The organism is Bifidobacterium dentium JCM 1195 = DSM 20436, from assembly GCF_001042595.1.
GTDB classification, from domain to species: Bacteria; Actinomycetota; Actinomycetes; order Actinomycetales; family Bifidobacteriaceae; genus Bifidobacterium; species Bifidobacterium dentium.
Genome location: NZ_AP012326.1, coordinates 745465 through 767747, shown reverse-complemented (window position 1 = coordinate 767747; position 22283 = coordinate 745465). Strand labels below are relative to the sequence as shown.

Here is a 22283-nt window from a genome sequence, read left to right as displayed (position 1 = left end):
AGAGGCTATTGCGCCTTGGATATCTGCCACAGCGGCAGTACCGTCTGGCTGAGTTTCTCCGGGAATCCGGAGATGTTCCTGCTATAGGCCACGCTCACGCGGTATCCGAACAGCCAGTCCGCCGGCGCATCCTCGCTGACGATCTTCGCCGCCTGTCTGAGGTAGTCGTCGCGGGAGGCATCGTCGGTCGCGGCCAACGCCTTGGCATACAGCGATTGCACTTCCTTGTTGTCGTAATGGTAGTAGTAGTCCGGCGTGGTCCACTTGTAGAAATCATGGCTTTCGGCATGGTCCACCAGCGACAGTTCGTAGTCGCCGTTGGCGTGCACATCCTGCAGCCATGTGGAGAATTCCACATAGTTGATGTTCAGTTCGATGCCGATGTCGGCAAGTTGGCTGCGTAGCTGGTCGCCGAGTTCGGTGCCGTACGTATTGGCGTAGGTAAGGGTGAGCGTAAGCGGCTTGTCGGTGGAGTAGCCGGCTTCGGCCATAAGGGACTTGGCCTTGTCGAGGTCGTACGGGTACAGGTCGGTCAGGTCCTCGTAGCCGGGGTCGACGGATGGGATCGGACCGCCGAGCGCATAGTCGACGTCTCCTCTGGAGGCGATGATTTCCTTATGGTTGATGGCGTAGCGGATGGCCTGCCGTACGCGCTTGTCGGAAAGCTTGGCGTTGGTGCAATTGAAGGCGAGCACGTATTTGTCGCTGCCGTCGGCCGCGGAAACCTTGTAGGTTTTGGCGTCCAGCGATTTCGCAAGCGTGGCGTTGACCGGGGAGAGCACGTCCACGTCACCGCTTTTCAGGGCGTTGACCGCCGCATTGTCATCGGTCAGGAACCGCAGGATCACGTTCTGCGTGACGGCCTTGTGTGCGGTGCCCCAATACTTCGGATTGGCCTTGAGCACCATCTTGCTGCTGGAGTCGAAGGATTCGACCGTATACGGCCCGGAGCCGATGGCCTCGGTTTTCGCGTCATACTTGGCCTGCTTGTCGAATACGAGACCCGGGCGGCCGGTCAGGTACCATAGCAGGTTGGAGTCGGGACTCGACAGCGTGAGTTGCACGGTGTCGGCGTCGACGGCTATGGCTTTTTCGAGGCTCGCCACCTGATTGGCGTTGTAGTACTGCTGTTCCTTGAGCTGATTGATGGACCATGCCACGTCTTCGGCGTCGAGCTTGTCGCCGTTGGAGAAGCTCATGTTCTTGTTGAGATGGAAGGTATAGGTCTTGCCGTCTTCGGAAATGTCCCAGCTTTTGGCGAGCCCCGGCTGCACCTGATTGTCGGAATCGCGCGACAGCAGCGCCTCGTAGACGTTGCCGATGAGCACCTGCTCGATGGCGGAACCGGATTGGTGGCGGATGTCGAGGCTGACGGGCGCGAGTTTGAGCCCGATGGTCACGGTATCGGCGGTATTCGCAGTGTTGGCGGATCCGTCGGTTTTGCCGCCGTTGCGCACCACCGCGATGCCGATGATGACGGCGAGTGTGACGACGGCTGCGATGATGATGGGGATCCACTTGTTGAATCCGCTGGGTTTCGGCGATTTGACGCGCGCGTTGAGCGTCGCGTCGGTGCTCGCCGCATTGGTCTTCGTTTCGGTTGCGCCGGTTTCGCCGTGCGCACCTGAAGGTTGCGACATGTTTGCTCCTATGTGATTGCGATGCATGGTTGACCGCCCATACCGGGTCGATCACCACTGTCTGATTCTACCGCTCGGCGTACCCGCGGCCGCATCCGCTTCGATATATACTTGACCTCGTCGTCGGCTCGCTCTATGGAAGGACCTGTGAAGCCATGACCACTGCGCATATTCTTCTTGGGGTCACCGGTAGCATCGCCGCCTTCAAGGCCTGCCATCTCGCCTCCGACTGGAGCAAGCAGGGCCATGAGGTGCGTGTGGTGATGACCGCGGCCGCGCAGGAGTTCGTCACTCCATTGACGTTCACGTCACTGACGCATACGCCGACACGCACGGCGATGTTCGCCGCCCAGCGTACTGACGGCGATGTTTCCGCAACGGCTATGCACTCCACGCAGATCAATCATGTGGATGACGCGAAGTGGGCCGACATTTTGGTGGTGGCGCCGGCGAGCGCCGATTCGATTGCGAAAATCGCATGCGGCATCGCCGACGATCAGCTGACGAGCACGATTCTCGCCTATGACGAGGGCCCGAAGGTGCTATGCCCCGCCATGAACGTGCACATGTATGCCAATGCCGTGACGCAACGCAATCTGCAGACGTGCCGGGAACTTGGCTGGACGATCGTGGAGCCGGAATCCGGCATGCTTGCCTGTCGCGACATCGGCAAGGGACGTATGGAGGAGCCGGCCGGCATCGAAGCGGCCGTGGCGGATCTGTTGCACGGCGATCTTCCGGACAATTCGCTGCCGTTGAAGGGACGCAACGTACTGGTCACCGCCGGTCCTACGCAGGAACCGCTCGATCCGGTACGCTATCTGACGAATCATTCGACGGGCAAGATGGGCTATGCCATCGCCGAACGGGCGCGGGACATGGGCGCGAAGGTGACGCTGGTGTCCGGACCGGTTTCGCTTCAGGCGCCGCATGGCGTCGATGTCGTCAACGTGCGGAGCGCCCAGGAGATGTTCCGGGCCGTGCAGGATGCGTTTGCGAATGCCGACATCACCATCATGGCCGCGGCCGTCGGCGACTTCCGTCCGGCCGAGCGGTCCGCCGAGAAAATCAAGAAAAACGGACGCGAGCGCATTACGCTTGAACTGGTGTCGAATCCCGACATTCTCGCTTGGGCGGGCACCAACAAACGCGACGGGCAGACGTTGTGCGGCTTCGCCATGGAAACGCAGGATCTTGAAGGCAACGCGGCGAAAAAGCTCGCTTCCAAGCATTGCGACATGCTGGTCGCGAACGATCTGCGCACGCCGGGCGCCGGTTTTGCCGCCGACACGAATGTGGTGACCGTGCTTCGGCCGGGATCGATCCCGGAGCGGCCTCATATCGAACATTGGCAGAAGATGAGCAAACGGAACCTGGCCGAACGTATGCTCACGGAACTTGCCGGACTGCATGTCGACGTGGCCGGCGAACAGGGTTCCCAGGAATCGTAAAGGAGTTTGGCATGCTTTTGATCGCAGTGGACATCGGCAACACCAACGTCGTGCTCGGATTCATCCACGATGGCAGGATCGCAGGCACGTACCGCATCACCACGAAGGCGAACCATACCTCCGACGAGTATGGTCTGATGATCACGCAATTCCTTAAACTGAGCGGTTTCGCGCCGGGGGATGTAGATGACGTGATCATCTCCTCCGTGGTGCCGAAGGTCATGCATTCGTTCCGCGCGAGCATCGTGAAGTTCCTTGACATCGATCCGATGATCGTGGGTCCGGGCGTCAAAACCGGCATCAATATCCGCATAGACAATCCGAAAAGCATGGGTGCCGACTGCATCGCCGACTGCGCGGGAGCATATTACGAGTATGGCGGACCGATTCTGGTGGCGGATTTCGGCACGGCCACCACGTTCAACTATGTGACGGCCGACGCGTCGGTGATCTGCGGGCTCATCACCACGGGCATCCGAACCGGCGCGGCGGCGTTATGGGATGCGACCGCACAGCTGCCCGAGGTGGAGATCACGCGCCCGAAGTCGATTCTCGCCACAAGCACGAAACCTGCCATGCAGGCGGGCCTGTACTATAACTTCCTGGGCGGTATCGAACGCACCATCATGCAGTTCCATCGTGAGATCGACGAGGACTTCCGCGTGGTGGCGACCGGCGGATTAAGCCGCGTGTTCGCCGATGACACCGATATGATTGACATCTACGATCCGGAACTCATCTTCAAAGGCATGCTGCACATCTACGAACGCAACGTACGATAAGCACGGATCGGCCCTGACCGGAGCGACCGATCCGCCGCCTCCCATACATGCGGCCGCATGCTCGGCCTACTGAGCCTACTGAATGGTAAAGCCCTGATTGTTGCCGTACTCCTTCAGATCCTTCTGCCACAGCGCAATGCCGCTTTTCAGCTTAAGCCGGTCGGAGGAATCGGTGTTCTTCAAGGCGTCGCCGATGCCGGACGCGTCGGTTTCACCACCGGCGGCAATGATGTTCAGCCTATCCTGTTCGCGACGCAGCAACGTGGCCCACTTGTAGGCCTTGCCCACGGTGGAGCGGAAGTCGCTTCGCGCATACACTTCAAAAGGCAGATACTGGTAGCCCGTCGTCACATTCTCGGCGGCTTGGGAAAGCACCCTGTTATATTCCTGCCCGCCGAAATACGGCACTTCGATGCCCCGGTCATCGGTCACCGTGGTCTTGCTGAGGAATTCCGCATCGGACAGGGTATCGTTGTCGGCCGGAAACGCTCCACCATCCACGCGCGTCTTGATGCCATCGGCTTCATGACATGCGTATTCGATGAACCGATAGGACGCTTCGGGCTTACGAGAACGCTGCAGCACGGCGAGCGCCGATCCGCCATTTTCCGCCGTGGCGGCCTTGCCATCCGGGGTCGGCATCTGGGATACACGCCATAGGCCCGCGGTACCGGGCAAATCCGACATCAGCAATGACGGCATCCACGCTCCGGAGAACATGGATGCAACGGTGCCGTTGCCCACGGCTTCCTTCCATCCGTCGGACCAAGTGCTCAGACTGGTGTTGACCAGCCCCTCATCGATCATTTTCTGCCAGAATTCGGTGAATCTTCTCGTGCCCGAATCATCGGTCAGGTTGATGCTCACGTTCTTGCCATCGTTGGACGCGGAAAACGGACGGCCACCAGCCAGCCAGATCATCGCATCATAGAAACTGGCGTCACCGGAATCCGCCGTGATGTATACGCCGATTTCCTTGAGCTTCTTGGCCGCCTCATAATAATCGTCCCACGTACGAATCTTGGAAGCGTCCACTCCGGCCTGCTCGAACACATCCTCATTGTAGAAGAACGCCATCGGACCGGAATCCATCGGCAGTCCGTAGATGCGGCCGTTGAGCTGCACCGATGACCAAGTGCCAGGCGTGAAGAAATCCTGATAGTTATCGGCCCGATCGGTAATGTCGACCAACTGGCTGCTCACCGCATACTGCCGTAGCGCATAGTACTCGAGCTGCACCACATCGGGAGTGCCGTAACCATCCTGAATGGCATTGTTGAGCTTGTCATACCCGCTGGTGTTCTTCCAAATCACATGGATGTCGGGGTTCTCCCTTTCAAAACCGGCGATCACCGACTTCATGCTGGGCTCCCACGACCATACGGTGATTTCGGTACGGGTATCCTGGCTGGCTCCGCAGGCCGCGGCGCTCGCCGCCATAATGCCGGCGCAGCAGACGGCGACCAGTCGTTTCACCAGCTTCAGCCTCACGCCCGCTCCCCTCATCCTGTGTTGTGACGTCCTCATTCGCAATACGTTTCGAGTGTACGTCAGACAGTCGAATCCACACTCGCAGATGACAGAAGTTCACAAAAAACAACGTGGGGCGTTACAACATATCCATATGTCGTAACGCCCCACACACCAATATACTGTAATCGGCTTTTACGAATACAATTCAGTTACTTTACCGTATATCCTTGCTGCGATGCATAATCCTTAAGATTCTTCTCCCAAGCTTGCACGCCTTTGGCAAGAGTAATGGACTTGTCAGTATAAGCCGCACCTGCATCATCACCGAATACACCGCGTGCATAAACTTCGAACGGCAGGAACTTATAGCCGGTCGAGACATTAGCCGCAGCCCTAGCTAGCTCTTCGTTAAACTTTTGTCCTCCAAAGTATTCGTGAGCTTTACCATCAGAATCAGTCAGGGCAGTCATATTTAGGAAATCATCGGACTTAAGGGTGTCATTATCCGCGGGGAAAGCGCCTCCATTTACACGTGTTTTGATGCCTTTGGCATTGTGGCATGCATATTCAGCAAATTTGTATGCCGCTTCAGCCTTCGCTTTATCATCGGTTTTGACTAGGGCTAGCGAGGAACCACCATTCTCCGCATTGGTTTCGGAGCCATCGGCGGTTGGCATTTGAGTAATACGCCACTTTCCTTCCCCATCAGGCGCGCCAGAGAGCAAATTGTATGGCATCCATGCACCGGTCAACAAGGATGCGATGGACCCGTCGTTCAACCCCTTGTTCCAATCGTCAGTCCAGCCAGCGGTCTTCGTATCGATAAGATCATCGTCAATCATCTTTTGCCAGAAATCGATGAAGGACTTGACCTTGGAGTCACCGCTGAGGTTGATAGTGACCGACTGTCCATCAGACCCTGTCGAGAACGGCTTCGCACCAGCCAACCAAGTCATGGAGTCAAAGAAACCAGCATCACCGGAATCAGAAGTGATATATGATCCGGTTGCACGGACTTTCTTGGCTGCATCATAGAAGTCATCCCATGTTTTCACCTGAGTTGGATCAACTCCAGCCTTGTCAAACACATCCTTGTTATAGAACCATGCCATAGGGCCGGAATCCATTGGTAATGCATAGACACCACCGTCGAGGTTCACGGAGGCCCAGGTTCCAGGCGTATAGAAATCGGAGAACTTATCTGCACCAAACTGGCTCAAATCCTCTATTTCATCGCGAATCTGATATTCAGGTAGTGCATAATATTCAATCTGCACCAAGTCCGGCGCCCCCTTGCCTGCGGAAATGGCATTGTTTAAGGCTGTATATTCCGTCTTATTCGTACCGGCATTAGTCACCTTGACTTTGATATTCGGGTTAGCCGCCTCAAAATCTTTGACCGTACGGGCTAGGGTGGAGTCCCAAGACCATACCAGAATCTCGGTCTTACCATCATCTTTCGAGGATCCTGAAGAATTCGACGAGGTGCCGCAGGCAGCAACGCTTGCCAATATTGCTACGGTGCCGGTCAGGGCAATGATTTTCTTAAGTGCAGTGAACTTCATCGTTCTTCCTTCCTTAAACACGACCGCTTCCTTCATCGGTCGGCATTATCGATTGCGGGTCCGTCATTGACCCACTTACGATAGCAACGAGGATAGCATAAAATATATGTTTACGCAAACAAAACGTGAATCACCTATTTTTCAACAACATTGAGATGAAGATGACTTTTTGTTTACTCACGTAAACACGTTATGATTACAGACAATGTTGCGCACAATGTTGTTCGCGCAACGTAGGCATTCTATTCTCACAACATTGGAAGGAACTGCGCCATGACCCCTACAACCGGAAGAATCACGGTACAGGCGGACGATGCCGTCGCCGATATTCCCCCACGCATCTTCGGCTCCTTCGTGGAGCATCTCGGCCGCTGCGTATACGGCGGCATCTACGAGCCCGGCCACCCCACCGCCGATGAGAACGGCTTCAGGCAAGACGTCATCGACCTGGTCAGGGAACTGGGCGTGACCTGTGTGCGCTATCCCGGCGGCAATTTCGTCTCCGCCTACAACTGGGAGGACGGCATCGGCCCGCGCGAACTACGCCCGGTACGGCGCGACCTCGCTTGGCATAGCACCGAAACCAACGAAGTGGGCATCGATGATTTCTATCGTTGGAGCAGGAAGGCCGGCACCGAAATCATACTGGCCGTCAACATGGGCACCCGTGGGTTGAAGGCCGCACTCGAAGAACTGGAGTACGTCAACGGCGCACCTGGCACCGAATTGGCCGACCGCCGTGTAGGCAATGGCATTGCCGAGCCAATGGACATCAAGATGTGGTGCATCGGCAACGAGATGGATGGTCCCTGGCAGGTTGGGCATATGAGCCCCGACGAGTATGCGGCCGCCGTGGACCGCGTCGCACATGCCATGAAGCTGGCGGAATCAGGCTTGGAGCTGGTGGCCTGCGGCTCCTCCAGTGCACATATGCCGACCTTCGGCTCATGGGAACGCAATGTGCTCACCAAGGCATACGACAACCTCGACTTCATCTCCTGCCACGCCTACTACTATGAGCGTGGCGCGAAGTCACTGCAGGATTACTTGGCCAGCGCGCAGGACATGCAGCGATTCATCGCCACGGTCGCCGAATGCGCCGACGAGGCCAAGGCCGCGCACCATGGCGATCATGACATCGCATTGTCGTTCGACGAGTGGGGCGCCTGGTATTCCGACGTATGGAACCGGCAGGAGGCCGAGTGGAAGGCACAGTCCGGCAAGAATCTTCATCATGAGTCGTGGCCAAAGGCACCGCATCTGCTGGAAGACATCTACAATGCGGCCGATGCGGTGGTTGAGGGATCGTTGATGATCATGTTGCTCAAGCATTGCGATCGCGTGCGCTCCGCCTCACGTGCACAGCTGGTCAATGTGATTGCGCCGATCATGGCCGAGGAGAACGGACCGGCGTGGCGTCAAACCGTGTTCTATCCGTTCGCCGAGGCGGCGCGCCATGCCCGCGGCACCGCCTATAGCCCAACCATCGACTCTCCGGAAGTCGGGACGGAATCGTTCGGTCCGACCAGTGCGCTTGATTCGGTGATCACCTGGGATGACGATTCCCGCACCGGCCTGCTGCTGATGGTGAACCGCGATGCGGTCGACGCGCACGACGTCGTCATCTCATTGGCCGGTCTGCCCGGCTTCGATATCGCCGCTTGCGGTGTGGACAAGGCGATTATGCTGCATGACGACGATCCGCATCGCCGCAATACCGCCTACGACCCGACAGCCGTCGTGCCGCGGAGCCTGACCGTTACCGTCGCGGACGGTACCATTTCATCCACTCTGCCGGCAATCAGCTGGGCCGCCGTGGAATTCCACGCATAGACCTTCTGAGCATCGGCAGTCTAAGAACCACCCCAACCACCGACGCTCAGACGCATGCAGCCGTCGGCGGCTTGGGTGATTGCTCAATCTACCGACGGTTGGATAGGGCCAACCGTCGGTGGCTTGGGAAACACCCAACCTGCCGACGGCTATATGTGATTGGCCTGTGTTACTTCCTGAGCACGATTACGCCGTTGGGCCGCACCGTCACCTTGCCATCGCCAACATCGGCGAGAGATGCGATGACCGGCCGGCCATCCTGCATGGCTTCAATCACGGCATGCGTGCGGTTGAACAGGAATACGAAGCGCGCCCCGCTCGCCTCGTCGACGCGTTCGACACGTAACAGCCCCGGATCGCTCGCTTCGGGAACCTCCACGCCCAACGAGGAGAACATCATGGGCAGGCTCCTGGCAATGCCATCACGGCCCAGACTGGCCCCGACATACACCGTACGTCCCTCGCCATATGCGTTGCCGACGATTGCGGGACGTCCGTCCATTCCCGTCCACGGATCATCCTTGAACGAGGCGATCACGGTGGCATGCTCGCCCACGGACGTGATGACGTCGGCGAAATCATGCGCCGTCGTGCCGTTGTCAAGATCGAGGTACTCGGGAGTCCCCGGCCAATCGTCCCCCAATGGAGCGAATTCCTCGACCCTCACGCCGACCACATCACGAATCGACCCCGGATAGCCGCCAAGCCAGATATGATCCTTCTCGTCGGACAGGCCCGTGTAATACGTGACAATCAGCCTGCCGCCGCCCGCCACGTACTCGCGTACACGGCGCGTGGTCTCCTCCGAAAGGATGTACACACTCGGCAGCACGGCCACCTCGTACTCGTCCCAATTCGAACGTACCGGCACGACGTCGGCGGTCACACCATTGTCCGCCAGCGCACGGAACCATGCGAGAGGCTCGTCGACATGACGGACCTTCTGGGTTGGGGTGGCGGTGTGTTCGCTTGCCCATTCGGACTCATAGTCGTACACCACGGCCACACGGGATTTCGCCAGCCTGGTGCCAAGCAGTCCGTTGTCCGCCAGCGCGTTCAGGTCGGAACCCAATTCGCACACGTCACGGAACACCTGCGAGTCCTCACCAGCGTGGGGAAGCATCGCGGAATGGAACTTCTCCGCGCCCGCCTTCGACTGCCGCCACTGGAAATAGCACACCGCATCCGAACCCATCGCCACATGCGCCAGGGAGTCACGCACCAACTGCCCGGGTTCCTTGCGGTAGTTGATCGGACGCCAGTTGACCGCCGAGGTGGAATGCTCCATCAGGAACCACGGGTTCTTGCGCGAGATACCGTCCACTAGGGACGCGGAGAACGCCAGCTCGTCCAGATGCGCCTCTCCCGGAGTGAAGTAGTGGTCGTTGGATACGAAGTCGACCTCGCCACCCCAATCGTCATAGTCCAATCCGGTGCCGCTCGCGGAGACCATGAAATTGGTGGTCAGCGGCAGATCCGGCGTGATTTCGGCCAGCGTATCGCGTTCCGCCATGTAGAACGCCTTGAGCGCGTCGGAGCTGAACCGCTTGAAGTCCAACAGCTTGCCCGGGTTCATGAAGTTGCCCTCGCCGATGAAACGCGGCGGGATGATCTCGGAGAAGTCGTTCATCCGCTGCGCCCAGAACGCGGTGCCCCACGCGTCGTTCACTTTCTCGATCGTGCCATAGCGTTCCTCGCACCACTGTCGGAACGCGCGCTCGGCGTCCTCGGAATAGTCGAACCGGTTGTGGCAGCCGTATTCGTTGCTCACATGCCAAGCCACCACATACGGGTTGTCCCTGTAATGTTCGGCCATCGCACGGCACAGTCTCAGCGCGTATTCACGGAACACGGGGCTGGTAGGTCTCCAGTGCTGGCGGGCGCCCGGCTGGCACACATCGCCGCGCTCGTCCTTCCACAGCACCTCGGGATGCGCTTGGGTGAGCCACATCGGCGGCGAAGCGGTAGCGGACGCCAGATCCACGGCGATGCCCGCTTTGCCGAGCTTGTCGATGATGCGGTCAAGCCAGCCGAAGTCATACACGCCTTCCTCCGGCTCGATCCGCGCCCAGGAGAAGATGCCCACGGACACCAGGTTCACGCCCGCCTGCCTCATCAGGCGGATATCCTCATCCCATACGTCCTCGGGCCACTGATCCGGATTGTAATCGCCTCCGTACCAGATGCGTTCCGACCGACCCGACAACGGCTTGGGCCAACGATGTGCTCTGCGCTGCGTCATTGTTCTCCAATCATTCCTTGACGGCGCCGGCGGACAGGCCGGACTGCCAATACCTCTGCAAACACAGGAACGCGATCACCAACGGCACGATCGTGACCAACGAACCCGTGATCACCAGGTTCTGGATCGCCTGCCCACCCGCCGTGGAGGCCTGGTCCTTCCACTGGTTCAACCCGATCGTGAGCGGATACCAATCCGAATCCTTGAGCATGATCAACGGCAGGAAATAGTTGTTCCACGTCGCCACGATCGCGAACAGGGCCGTGGTCACGATGCCCGGCGCCAGCAAGGGCAGCGACACCTGGAAGAACGTACGGAACTCGCCCGCCCCGTCCACGCGCGCCGCCTCGAGCAGCTCGGTCGGCACGGCCTGGTCCGAGAAGATCCACATCAGGTACAGGCCGAACGTGGACACCAGGCTCGGGATGACCATGGCCCACGGCGTGTTCGTCAGGTTCAGCTTGGCGAACAGCAGGAACTGCGGCACCGCCAACGCGATGCCCGGCACGCTGATCGCGCCGATGACCACCACGAACACGGCCCTGCGCCCCGGGAAACGGAACTTCGCCAGACCGTAGCCGCCCATGATCGCCAGCAGCGTGGCCCCTCCCGCGCCGGCCACCACGTACAGGACGGTGTTGAGGAACCAGCGTCCGAAGATCCCGCCGTCATAGGTGAACACGGTGACGACGTTGTCCCACAGGGCGAACGTCTTGCCGAACCCCAGACCGAAGGTCGACGTGAAGTCCGCCTGCGTCTTGGTCGCGTTGACCAGCAGATAGAAGAACGGGAACAGGCAGTAGACGGCGAAGACCGCGCATACCAGGGTCAGCAGGGCGCTGCGCCTGGGGTTCGCGACGTTCGCGAACCCCGACCTCGCGGCCCTCGCCCGCTCCGCCCTCTCGTCCCTGGCCACACGCCTGCGGCGTTCCCTCTCCGCCTTCCAGGCGGCCTTCTCCCGCCCCTTCGGACCCGCCGCGGCGGCGCTGCTTGCATTGCTCATCTTGATGCTCCTTGAATCCTCATGCCCGTGAGGCGACGCGCCCGCGCGCCTACCTCATCTGCTCTTTCATGCTCCTGAGCTGCACCGCGTACGCGATCGCCATCGTGATCACCGCCATCGTGATCGCCAGGGCGGCCGCGTAGTTGCTCTGGTTGCCCGCGAAGCTCAGGTTGTACGCGTACATGTTCGGCGTGTAGTACGTGCCGATCGCGTTGCCCGGCACCATGTTCTGCATGATGCTCGGCTCGTTGAACAGCTGGAACGAGCCGATGATCGAGAAGATCACCGTGATCGCCAGGCTGCCGCGCAGCTCGGGCAGCTTGATGGACCTGACGATCTGCCATTCGCTCGCGCCGTCGATCGACGCGGCCTCGTACAGCGAATGCGGGATCGTGGACAGCGAACTGTAGAAGATCAGCATGTTGTAGCCCGTGAACTCCCAGGTTACGATGTTGCCGATCGAGGCGAGCAGCACGCCCGGGGCCAGCACGTCCAGATGCGTGCCGAAGAAGCCGTTGAACGAGCCCACCAGCCCGTACTTCGCGCCGTACATGAACCCCCAGATCAGCGTGGAGACCACGGCCGGCACCGCGTACGGCAGGAACGTGGAGATACGGAAGAACCTGGTGCCGTGCAATTTCATGGAATCCAGGGCCAACGCCATCGCCGCGGCCAGGAACAGCATGACCGGCACCTGCACCACCGTGAACAGCGCCACCCGGCCCACCGCGCTCCAGAACTGCCGGTCGTGCAGCAGACGGACGTAATTGTCGAATCCCACGAACCGCGTGCCCCCGATCATCCTGTTCTGGAAGAAACTGATGTACACCGCGTACATGATCGGGATGACGAACACGAACACGAACACCAACGCGAACGGCCACATGAACTTCCAACCACGCCAATCCGCATGATGCCTATTGACGCGGACAATTGCCGAACGCGCTGGCACATCGGAAGCAACTTCCATTGCGGACATTATGCCTCTCCTTCGAGGTAACGCCACTTCATATTTCAACATCGCAAATACGAAGTAACCTCTTTAAAATGTTTACGTTATCAGAATAACACTATAACTCTATTTTGTCTACTTTAACGTAATTCTGTCTACTTTATATTTTTCTGAAACGCAAGCACTATGATGACGAAAACATTATATCCAACATACATGTACCATGGATACTACACGCATTCATCAGGGGAGGTAGAAGACATGGATCGAATCTCAGTCTCCTTGCAGGACGTCGCCAAAGAAGCCGGCGTCTCTTCGCAGACTGTTTCTCGCGTCGCGAATGGCAGCGCAGCCGTTCGTCCGGGAACACGACGGAAAGTCGAGGTTGCAATGGAACGTCTCGGATATCGCCCAAATTATGCTGCACGCGCATTGAAAAGCGGAAAATTCAATAATGTCGGCGTACTGCTATCGCATATGTCAGCATATGGTAATGCTCGTACCCTTGAAGGAATTGTCAGCGCCGCGGCCGATAACGGATACTCTACAACCATTCGAACCCTCGACAACCTACAAGACCGCTCCTTGTCCGGTGCCCTGAAGCTGGTGGAGCAGCTTCCCCTTGACGGGGCAGTCGTCATCATGGAACGCAACTTCACCGATTTCAACCAGTTTAAACCGTCACGGGATTTGCCCGTCGTGCTTATTTCCGAAGAACCGGCAAATTACTGTCCCACCATCGATTCCGACTCCTACGGATGCTCCACTGCGGCTGTCGATTATTTTCTATCGAAGGGGCACAAAACTGTATACCACATCGCAGGCCCATCCACTTCGCGCGCGGCACAAAGCCGTATCAGAGGATGGCGTGATGCCTTGGCCCAAGTCGGCATTCCCACCCCCCCTATGTATGTTGGTGATTGGGAAGCCGATAGCGGATATCAGGCGGGTTTGGCACTCGCACACGAGCATGACTGCACTGCAGTCTACGCAGCCAACGATCAAATGGCTTATGGTGCCATGCTCGGATTGAGGGCAGCCGGTAAACGCGTTCCGGAGGATGTCAGCATCATCGGAGTGGATGATTCACTTAAAGGCGTTGTCCCGCGCCTTGAGTTGACCACATTACGGCTGAAATTCAAAGTCGTTGGCAACGAGGCCTTTTCGATGATCGAACGACAGTGCAACGGTGAAAAAGTGCCTTCGGGCATCAAAACGGTGATTCCTCCCGAATTCATCGACCGAGGATCCGTACGAGAGCTCAACTAGACATTAATCACAACATCACTCCCTCTCTCTTTTTCGCACCCGCGATTGCACGTATCGAATTGAAAAGGTTGCCACGGCAACCTTTTCATTATGAAAGCAGCGATGGTTGCTCAGTGTGAAGCCTTGCTCCCTGCTATAACCCTGCAAAGGCTTTCTGCCAAGCCGCAACGCCATTAGAGAGCTTCTGATCACCGGTGTACCAAAGTAGTCACCCAACACATTGCTGGCCTTCACTTCACTTCGAATGGCAGAAACGATAATAGGAAGACACATTCTCAGCAGCATGAGCCAGAATTTCGTTATATTTCTGCCCACTGAAGTAGCCCACTTCCTCACCATCGGAATTCTTGACAATGTTGGCATTTTTGAAGGAATCCCCCTAAGACTTCTTATCAGCGGGAAAGCGCCGCCAGCGACACGAGCGGCCACACCATCACCATGGTTGGCATATTCAATGAAATCATAAGCCGCCTGCGCTTTCTTGGATGAAGACAGCACTGCCAGAGAAGAACCACCATTTTCCACGTTGGTAGAGGAACCATCAGCAGTCGGCATCTGGGCCACACGCCACTTACCAGCACCATCTGCGGCGGAATTGGCAATGTCGGCAGGCATCCAAGCACCACTAAATAACGAAGCGATGACGCCATCCACCATGCCTTAAACCAGCCTTCAGTCCAACCGGTGGTCTTGGTATCAAGTAGCCCCTCATCCAACATCTTCTGCCAGAATGTGTCAAACTTCCTGACCCCTTCGTCACCTGTCAGGTTGGCAGTCACCTCGGTACTATCGGATGAGGTTTTGATGGTATGTCAGCGAGCCAAACCATGGAGTCATAGAATCCACCATCATCTGAATCGGATGTGATGTAATAACTGTCTCCAAGCGCATGAATCTTCTTGGCAGCCTCATAGTAATCATCCCAAGTCTTAATAGAATCGGCATCGACACCAGCCCTGTCAAAGACCTCCTTATTACGATGAAAAGCCATCGGGCCGGAATCCATCGGCAAGTCGTACACTTTGCCGGCAAACTGAACAGAAGCCCACGGTCCTAGAGTGTAGAAATCTTTATATCCGGGAGTCTTATCTGTAATATCCAGTAGATTGTCCTTAATCGCATACTGCGGAACGGCATAATACTCAATCTGAGCCGCGTCAGAGGCACCGGAGCCGGCTTCCACGGCATTATCGAGTGCATAATATTCCTTGGTATCGGTACCGACGTTCCTAAGGTTCACCTTGATGACGGTTTTCTTCTCATAATCCTTGGCAACCTACGTAAGAGTCGGATCCCATGCCCAGACGGTAATCTCTTTGACATCACTCTCCTGAGCTGGCTGGCTCGATAGCAAATCAGAATCTCCACATACAGCCAGCGGCACAGCCATAGCGGTTGCCCCAATCATAGCGATAATTCGCTTGTTGAGCTTTATCGTTCTTCCTTCCTTTTTATCCGGCCCCACACCGGCTCATCCAGCGTGGAACCCTCAACCATTGAGCACCTTTTTCGCTGGCTATGAGCATAGCTGAAATTAATGTTTGCGCAAACAAATTTATCATACATGCCCTTCCAGCAATTTTGAAATATAACGTTCTCTAGAAGCACTCATGCAAACATTTGTAATGAGTTATCTCAAATTAATAACAACTTCAATGGCTGCTTCTAGCGGCCACCTCAGTACGCACAAGCATGTCAGCGACGCTCCTCTGTTGGCAAAATGTAAGACCGGTATAATTCCCATTCGAATACACACTCTAAAAGAGCTGGTACGATTGCCACATCTACAAGGTAAGACAATCGCGATGTGCCATGAAGAAAGTGCATGGCATATCGATCAATCTGCATCTCGAATGGAATACACCGGTTTCTTGTGACACCAACGATATCCGTACAGGAAAGACTCAGGCTTCGATGCCGAGCCGCTGACGCTCCTTCTTGGAATACATGAAGGCCGGCAACTGGCGGCCCTGCCTGAGCCAGGAGTGGTATTCGGCGGTAGCCGCGAATTCCACGTCGGAGGCGGAGTTCAGGCAAGTTTCCACGGAATCCTGAATGACGCCGATGATGAAGCCGACGCCCACCACCTGCATGGCGATGTCGTTGTTGATGCCGAACAGCGAGCAAGCCATCGGAATGAGCAGCAAGGAACCGCCGGCCACACCGGAAGCGCCGCATGCGCCAAGCGCGGAGACCACGGACAGCAGGATGGCGGCCGGCAGAGAGATTTGGATGCCGAGCGTGTTCGCAGCGGCCATGGCCATGACGGTGATGGTCACGGCGGCACCATTCATGTTGATGGTGGCGCCCAGCGGAATGGATACGGAATATATGTCCTTATCGAGGCCGAGTTTTTCGCACAGCTGCATATTGACCGGAATGTTCGCAGCGGAGGAACGGGTGAAGAACGCGGTCACGCCGGATTCCTTGAAGCAACGGTAGACCAGTGGGTACGGATTGCGGCGCAGGTAGATGAAGATGACCAGCGGTCCGAATACAAGCACCATGAGCAGCATGGTGCCGACAAGCAGAAGAAGCAGCGAGCCGTACTTGGTGAAGGCTGCGAGACCGTTATCGGCCACATTGGTGAACACAAGGCCCATGATGCCGAACGGAGCGAGGTTGATGACCCAACGAATCACCTGGGATACGCCGTCAGCCACGTTGGCCATGAACGCCTTGGAGCTTTCGGTGGCGATGGCCTTCATGGCCAGGCCGAACAGGCAGGCCCACATGAGAATGCAGATGTAGTTGCCATCGATCATGGCCTGAATCGGATTGGACACGATGTTGGTCAACAGCGTCTGCACCACTTCGGCAAGGCCCTGCGGCACCACATCGGCCTTGGCCGCCTTGCCTAACGACAGGGTCTGCGGAAAGGCACGGGAAGTAAGCACGGCTACGACCGCGGACAGAAAGGTGGTGAACAGGTACAGGAAAATCACCGTGCCGAAACGGCGATCAAGCTTGGATGCGCCTTGGGCGAGTGCGCTGGCCACGAGCACAAACACCAGAATCGGGGCGATGGCTTTCAGGGCATTGACGAACAAGGTGCCGAATTCGCCGATCCATGTCATGTGCGGCATGATCAGGGCAAGGATGGTGCCGGCAATCAGGCCGACAATGATGCGGATGATCAGCTCCGTGCCATTATATTTGTCGATGACGGCTTTGGCCGCTCCTGAAATATGCTTCATAGTCTTCTCTCTCGTGTTCTCGGCCGGTGTTCCACCCGACCGTCAAGCAGAAAATCATCCTACCGTCACGTTTGCGTCGGGAAAAGGCCATGTCCACAACGGAAGACACGCCCACCATGAGATTCACGCGTCGCCGAGCAATGCGTTGGATACGAACGCGCGGGATTCTCCCGTTACCGGATCGTCGAATTCCAGCCTGCGCGCCACCAGCTCCAATGGCCGTGAAAAATCGTCATACGGTCGCTGGATGACATCTGGATAGAAAACATCGCCGAGAATCGGCAGCCCCAGCGAATTCATATGTACGCGCAACTGATGCGTTTTGCCGGTTTTGGGATGCAAGACGTAGTTGATCACCACGTTGCCATCGATGATGCGCGGATTGTCGCCGCGCTCAATCAGGCTTTCCGCGTTGACGGCCGCCGGTATTTCGTATGCCTGCAACCTACCTCGGTCTTTCGCGATATGCGATCTGCGTACCAGCGGGAACGGCTGATTCCGATCGATTCTCGTGACGGTGCCGTACCGCGGTCGTACGACAGGGGCGAGCGGCGCCAAACATTCGTAGGTCTTGACGGTCCTATGTTCCTGAAACAGCATCTGATAGGCACCGCGTAATTCCGGTTTGCGTACGAATACGACGACACCGGCGGTCAACCGATCCAGCCGATGTGCCGGGACGATATCCGGCTCGCCGTACCTCTCGCGCAACCGTATCAGCGCCGTTTCGCGATACCACATGCCGCGCGGCGTGGTCGCGAGGAAATGCGGCTTGTCGATGACGATGATGCCGTCATCCTCATACAGAACCTCATATTCGAAAGGAATATGAGGTTCCGCAATCACATATCTATGTCTGCGCTCCTGCCGCAACACGACCTCTTCCTGCGAGGCCCTGCCGGGTTCCGACGGAACCATACGTCGCCACTACTCGACGGTGACGGACTTGGCGAGATTGCGTGGCTTGTCCACGTCATAGTTCTTAAGTTTGGCCATATCCATGGCAAACAGCTGCAATGGCACCACATCCACAAGCGGGCTCATCAGCGTCGGGCATGCCGGACGCCAGAACACCACGTCGGCGTATCGCTCCACATCGGGATCGTTCTCTTCGGCCACGGCGATGATATACGCGCCACGCGCCTTGACCTCTTCGATGCCGGAAATGACCTTGGCGTGCAGCACGTTGCGTCCGCGTGCCGGCGGCACGATGAACACGACCGGCTCGCCCTCGTCGACCAGCGCGATCGGTCCATGCTTCAATTCACCTGCCGCAAAGCCTTCGGTGAAGGTGTAGGCGATCTCCTTGAGCTTCAACGCGCCTTCCATGGCTACCGGATAGCCGACGTGACGGCCGAGGAACAGGAAGGACTTCGCATCAACCATTTGTGCGGCCGCATCATGTACGGCCTTGGTCTGCGTGTCGAGGACCCACTGAATCTTACGCGGCATGTCCTTGAGGGAGTCAAGCGTCTGCTGAATTTCGTCGCGGAACATCGCACCCTTGATCTGCGCCAGATACAGGCCAAGCACGTACGCTGCGGTGATTTGCGCCACGAACGCCTTGGTGGAGGCCACGGCCACTTCCGGACCGGCGTGCGTATAGAGCACCGCATCGGATTCACGCGGGATGGATGCCCCCTGCGTATTGCAGATGGCCAGCACTTTGGAACCTTGTTCTCGGGCGTGACGCAACGCCATCAGCGTATCCATGGTCTCACCGGACTGCGAGATGGCCACCACAAGCGTGCGCGGGGTAAGAATCGGGTCACGATAGCGGAATTCGTGGGCGAGCTCCACTTCGACCGGGATGCGCACCCAATGTTCGATGGCGTACTTGGCCACCATACCGGCATAAGCCGCCGTACCGCAGGCGATGACGATGATTTTGTCGATGGCCTTGAAGTCATGTTCGTCAATGCGCACTTCATCGAGGTTCAGGTTGCCATCCTTGTCGAGACGACCTAGCAACGTGCGCTGCACTGCGGCCGGGTCCTCATGGATCTCCTTGTCCATGAAGGAGTCCCATCCGCCCTTCTCGGCGGCGGAAGCATCCCAATCCACGGTGTAGATCTTCGGATCAGGCACGATATTGCCCATGAAATCGGAGACGACCACCTTGTTGGCGGAGACCATGACGGCCTGATCCTGATCGATTTCCATGGCTCGCTTGGTGTAGGCCACGAATGCGGCCACATCGGAACCCAGGAAGTTCTCTCCTTCACCGAGCCCCACCACAAGTGGCGAATCATGGCGTGCGCCGACCACGATATCCGGCTGTCGGCAGTCGGTGGCCAGAATGGTGAACGCACCTTCAAGCATCCGTGCGAGACGGCGCACGGCCTTGAACAGGTCGGGCCCGCCTTCCTCCTCGATGATTTTGTCGGTGATCTTGCCAAGCAGCTTGGCTGCGACTTCGGTATCGGTCTCAGAGGCGAAATGGTAGCCTTCGGTCTGCAGGTCGAGACGCAATTGGGAGGCGTTTTCGATGATGCCGTTATGGATGATGGCGACCTTACCGTCACGGGAGGTATGCGGGTGCGCATTGACGTCATTCGGCACGCCGTTGGTGGCCCAACGGGTGTGGCCGATGCCTACGGTGGCCAGCGGCATCGGATTGCGTTCAACGTCTTCCACCAGATTGGCGAGACGACCGGCCTTCTTACGTACTTCCACGTGGCCCATGCCGGGCGCGGTCAGCGCCACACCGGCCGAATCATAACCGCGGTATTCCAAACGTTGCAGTCCTTGAAGGCATACTTCCAAGGGCTTGCCGCACGCGGTCTTGACGTTTCCTGCATATCCTACGATTCCACACATAGATACCTAGCCTATCGGTTGATGGTGTCAAGCACGAAACGAACCGCCTCGTTCTCACGAACCTTTGCCATATGAACGCAAAAATCCAATCTGCCGACGCTGACCGCCCCGTCAGCATCGGCAGATTGGAGAATCACCCAAACCACCGACACTGACAGCCCGTCAGCGTCGGCAGAATGCGAAACCTTCCAAACTGCCGACGCTTATCAGCCTGTCAGCGTCGGCAGTTTGGGAGGTTGCGATTGAGCCTTCGAACCGTCTTACAGCACGTGCTGCAGGAAGTCCTTGAAACGCGGCTCCCGCGGGTTGTCGATGATTTCAGGGCCGCCCTGCTCCACGACCACGCCGCCGTCCATGAATACGACCTGATCGGCGACTTCGCGAGCGAAGCCGATTTCGTGGGTCACGACCACCATCGTCATACCCGCTTTGGCCAACGACCGCATGACGTTGAGCACTTCACCCACCAATTCCGGATCAAGTGCGGAGGTAGGCTCATCGAACAGCATGATCTCCGGCTTCATGGCAAGGGCACGGGCGATGGCCACACGCTGCTGCTGACCGCCGGAAAGCTGTGCCGGATAGTGGTCAAGACGCTCCCCCATGCCGACGCGTTCCAGTTCCTGAATGGCCAGCTTGCGGGCCTCCTTCTTGCCCATGTGCTTGACGCGGACCGGCGCCTCCATCACGTTTTCGAGCGCGGTCATATGCGGAAACAGATTGAACCGCTGGAACACCATGCCCAGCTTGGAACGCTGCACGGACACTTCCTTGTCATTCAAGGTCTGCAGCACCTGCCGACCGCCCTTGTCGACATACTTGTAGCCGATCATCTCGCCGTCGACGTCGATTTCGCCGCCGGTCAGCGTCTCAAGCTGATTGATCAGGCGCAGGAAAGTGGATTTGCCGGAACCGGAAGGACCCAGAATCACGGTCACGGTTCCCGGCATTACGGTCATGTCAACGCCTTTGAGCACGTGCAGGCTGCCGAAGGCCTTATGTACCTGCGTGGCCTTCACTGCAGGAACGACACCATCAATCGTTGTTTCAGTCATTGCCACTCCCTCACGCGTTCATGCCAGCGAACGTGGCTTCGTTCTGCTTGTTGATGTCATCCTGCGGCTCACCTTCGGTCTTGCCCGGAAGCGGGGTCTGCTTGCCGCGGGCACCGGCGGGGCGTGCGTCGAAGCCCTTGCCGAAGTGCTTTTCAAGGCGGGACTGGATGATCATCAGGATGGAGGTGATCACCAGATACCAGATGCAGGCCACGATCAGCAACGGGATCGGCTTGTACAGGCGGGTCGCGATGGCGGTGGTGGCGAACTGCAATTCCAACGTGAACGGCACGGCATTGACCAGCGACGTGGTCTTGAGCATGCCGATGAATTCGTTGCCCGTCGGCGGGATGATGATGCGCATGGCCTGCGGTAGCACGATGCGGCGCATGATCAGAGAACGCTTCATTCCCAAAGCCTTGGCGGCTTCCGTCTGGCCCGGATCGACGGCTTCCAGACCCGCGCGCACGATTTCGGCCAGATAGGCGGCCTCATTCAGCACCAAACCGAGCCACGCCGCGTTGAATGCGGTGATGACGGACTGCGAGTCGACGCTCCAGAATTCGATGGAGGTAAATGGAATACCGATGCCGATACGCGGAATCAGCACGGCGAACAGGCCCCAGAACACCAACTGTGTGTACACAGGGGTGCCACGGAAGAACCAGATATAGAACCAGCTCACGCCACGAAGCACTGGGTTGATGGATTTGCGCATCACGGCCAGAACCACAGCAAGGAATGGCGATGACCATTGAGATGACCGTCAGCAACAGCGTGTACTTGATGCCTTCCAGCACATTCTCGTTGAACAGATACTTCCAGACCACGTTCCACTCGAAACGCGGGTTGGTAATCAGGCCTTGCGCCAGCATCGCGGCGAACAGCGCGACGATGACGGCCGCAACGATCGGACCGGTGCGCCTGACCGGCAACGCCTTGATGCGATTCGGAATATCGAGGCCGTCGCCGTCGACTTGTTTCTTCGCCATGATGCTGAC

Annotated in this window: 14 protein-coding genes and 2 pseudogenes; 4 read left to right on the top strand and 12 right to left on the bottom strand. The window is 57.6% G+C overall.

Annotation, left to right across the window (positions count from 1 at the left end):
* Window positions 1-5: 5 nt before the first annotated feature.
* Complete coding sequence (locus BBDE_RS03230) at window positions 6-1640, bottom strand: ABC transporter substrate-binding protein (protein WP_003836969.1); 1635 nt, start codon at window positions 1638-1640, stop codon at window positions 6-8.
* 155 nt (window positions 1641-1795) lie between these two features.
* Between BBDE_RS03230 and coaBC the strand changes: the two genes are divergently transcribed.
* Window positions 1796-3091, top strand: coding sequence for a bifunctional phosphopantothenoylcysteine decarboxylase/phosphopantothenate--cysteine ligase CoaBC (gene coaBC / locus BBDE_RS03225; protein WP_003836971.1), 1296 nt, complete (start codon window positions 1796-1798; stop codon window positions 3089-3091).
* Window positions 3092-3102: 11 nt separating this feature from the next.
* Window positions 3103-3873 carry a type III pantothenate kinase gene (locus BBDE_RS03220; RefSeq protein WP_003836973.1) on the top strand — a complete coding sequence of 257 codons (771 nt, stop codon included), beginning with the start codon at window positions 3103-3105 and terminating at the stop codon, window positions 3871-3873.
* Between the two features lie 75 nt (window positions 3874-3948).
* Here BBDE_RS03220 and BBDE_RS03215 read toward each other — a convergent pair whose 3' ends face one another.
* Complete coding sequence (locus BBDE_RS03215) at window positions 3949-5379, bottom strand: ABC transporter substrate-binding protein (RefSeq protein WP_003836975.1); 1431 nt, start codon at window positions 5377-5379, stop codon at window positions 3949-3951.
* 176 nt (window positions 5380-5555) lie between these two features.
* A complete protein-coding gene (locus tag BBDE_RS03210; protein WP_012901967.1) occupies window positions 5556-6911 on the bottom strand; it encodes an ABC transporter substrate-binding protein in 1356 nt (451 codons plus the stop codon).
* Between the two features lie 273 nt (window positions 6912-7184).
* Here BBDE_RS03210 and BBDE_RS03205 point away from each other — a divergent pair, with 273 nt between their 5' ends.
* Window positions 7185-8744, top strand: coding sequence for an alpha-N-arabinofuranosidase (locus BBDE_RS03205; protein ID WP_003836979.1), 1560 nt, complete (start codon window positions 7185-7187; stop codon window positions 8742-8744).
* A gap of 169 nt (window positions 8745-8913) precedes the next feature.
* Here BBDE_RS03205 and BBDE_RS03200 read toward each other — a convergent pair whose 3' ends face one another.
* Genes BBDE_RS03200 through BBDE_RS03190 form a run of 3 tightly spaced genes read right to left on the bottom strand, consistent with a single transcriptional unit; the run spans window position 8914 to window position 12968 of the window.
* Window positions 8914-10986, bottom strand: coding sequence for a beta-galactosidase (locus BBDE_RS03200; protein WP_003836981.1), 2073 nt, complete (start codon window positions 10984-10986; stop codon window positions 8914-8916).
* Window positions 10987-10996: 10 nt separating this feature from the next.
* Window positions 10997-11989 carry a carbohydrate ABC transporter permease gene (locus tag BBDE_RS03195; protein ID WP_003836982.1) on the bottom strand — a complete coding sequence of 331 codons (993 nt, stop codon included), beginning with the start codon at window positions 11987-11989 and terminating at the stop codon, window positions 10997-10999.
* 49 nt (window positions 11990-12038) lie between these two features.
* Window positions 12039-12968 (bottom strand): carbohydrate ABC transporter permease, encoded by a 930-nt coding sequence (locus BBDE_RS03190; protein WP_048349412.1) that lies wholly within the window; start codon window positions 12966-12968, stop codon window positions 12039-12041.
* Between the two features lie 234 nt (window positions 12969-13202).
* On the opposite strand from BBDE_RS03190, the gene BBDE_RS03185 reads away from it, so the two are divergent.
* Window positions 13203-14210, top strand: coding sequence for a LacI family DNA-binding transcriptional regulator (locus BBDE_RS03185; protein WP_033489561.1), 1008 nt, complete (start codon window positions 13203-13205; stop codon window positions 14208-14210).
* A 111-nt stretch (window positions 14211-14321) separates the two neighbouring features.
* Here BBDE_RS03185 and BBDE_RS11655 read toward each other — a convergent pair.
* From BBDE_RS11655 to BBDE_RS03150, 6 genes and pseudogenes are all read right to left on the bottom strand, one after another.
* A pseudogene (locus tag BBDE_RS11655) lies at window positions 14322-15618 on the bottom strand (ABC transporter substrate-binding protein); the annotation flags it as partial.
* Window positions 15619-16114: 496 nt separating this feature from the next.
* Window positions 16115-17407: a serine/threonine transporter SstT gene (gene sstT, locus BBDE_RS03170; protein ID WP_003836992.1), complete on the bottom strand. Its 1293-nt coding sequence runs from the start codon at window positions 17405-17407 to the stop codon at window positions 16115-16117.
* Window positions 17408-17530: 123 nt separating this feature from the next.
* Window positions 17531-18325 carry a pseudouridine synthase gene (locus BBDE_RS03165; RefSeq protein WP_003836995.1) on the bottom strand — a complete coding sequence of 265 codons (795 nt, stop codon included), beginning with the start codon at window positions 18323-18325 and terminating at the stop codon, window positions 17531-17533.
* Between the two features lie 9 nt (window positions 18326-18334).
* The gene (gene glmS / locus BBDE_RS03160) at window positions 18335-20227 is read right to left on the bottom strand and encodes a glutamine--fructose-6-phosphate transaminase (isomerizing) (RefSeq protein WP_003836997.1); all 1893 of its coding nucleotides are present in this window, start codon (window positions 20225-20227) and stop codon (window positions 18335-18337) included.
* A gap of 260 nt (window positions 20228-20487) precedes the next feature.
* Complete coding sequence (locus BBDE_RS03155) at window positions 20488-21282, bottom strand: amino acid ABC transporter ATP-binding protein (protein ID WP_003837000.1); 795 nt, start codon at window positions 21280-21282, stop codon at window positions 20488-20490.
* A 10-nt stretch (window positions 21283-21292) separates the two neighbouring features.
* Window positions 21293-22274, bottom strand: a pseudogene (locus BBDE_RS03150) (amino acid ABC transporter permease).
* Window positions 22275-22283 lie beyond the last annotated feature (9 nt).

Coding starts and splice junctions, on each gene's coding strand:
- BBDE_RS03230 (WP_003836969.1), bottom strand. CDS start 1,640: ATGTCGCAACCTTCAGGTGCGCACGGCGAAACCGGCGCAACCGAAACG.
- BBDE_RS03210 (WP_012901967.1), bottom strand. CDS start 6,911: ATGAAGTTCACTGCACTTAAGAAAATCATTGCCCTGACCGGCACCGTA.
- BBDE_RS03185 (WP_033489561.1), top strand. CDS start 13,203: ATGGATCGAATCTCAGTCTCCTTGCAGGACGTCGCCAAAGAAGCCGGC.
- glmS (WP_003836997.1), bottom strand. CDS start 20,227: ATGTGTGGAATCGTAGGATATGCAGGAAACGTCAAGACCGCGTGCGGC.
- BBDE_RS03220 (WP_003836973.1), top strand. CDS start 3,103: ATGCTTTTGATCGCAGTGGACATCGGCAACACCAACGTCGTGCTCGGA.
- coaBC (WP_003836971.1), top strand. CDS start 1,796: ATGACCACTGCGCATATTCTTCTTGGGGTCACCGGTAGCATCGCCGCC.
- BBDE_RS03205 (WP_003836979.1), top strand. CDS start 7,185: ATGACCCCTACAACCGGAAGAATCACGGTACAGGCGGACGATGCCGTC.
- sstT (WP_003836992.1), bottom strand. CDS start 17,407: ATGAAGCATATTTCAGGAGCGGCCAAAGCCGTCATCGACAAATATAAT.
- BBDE_RS03200 (WP_003836981.1), bottom strand. CDS start 10,986: ATGACGCAGCGCAGAGCACATCGTTGGCCCAAGCCGTTGTCGGGTCGG.
- BBDE_RS03155 (WP_003837000.1), bottom strand. CDS start 21,282: ATGACTGAAACAACGATTGATGGTGTCGTTCCTGCAGTGAAGGCCACG.
- BBDE_RS03190 (WP_048349412.1), bottom strand. CDS start 12,968: ATGTCCGCAATGGAAGTTGCTTCCGATGTGCCAGCGCGTTCGGCAATT.
- BBDE_RS03195 (WP_003836982.1), bottom strand. CDS start 11,989: ATGAGCAATGCAAGCAGCGCCGCCGCGGCGGGTCCGAAGGGGCGGGAG.
- BBDE_RS03165 (WP_003836995.1), bottom strand. CDS start 18,325: ATGGTTCCGTCGGAACCCGGCAGGGCCTCGCAGGAAGAGGTCGTGTTG.
- BBDE_RS03215 (WP_003836975.1), bottom strand. CDS start 5,379: ATGAGGGGAGCGGGCGTGAGGCTGAAGCTGGTGAAACGACTGGTCGCC.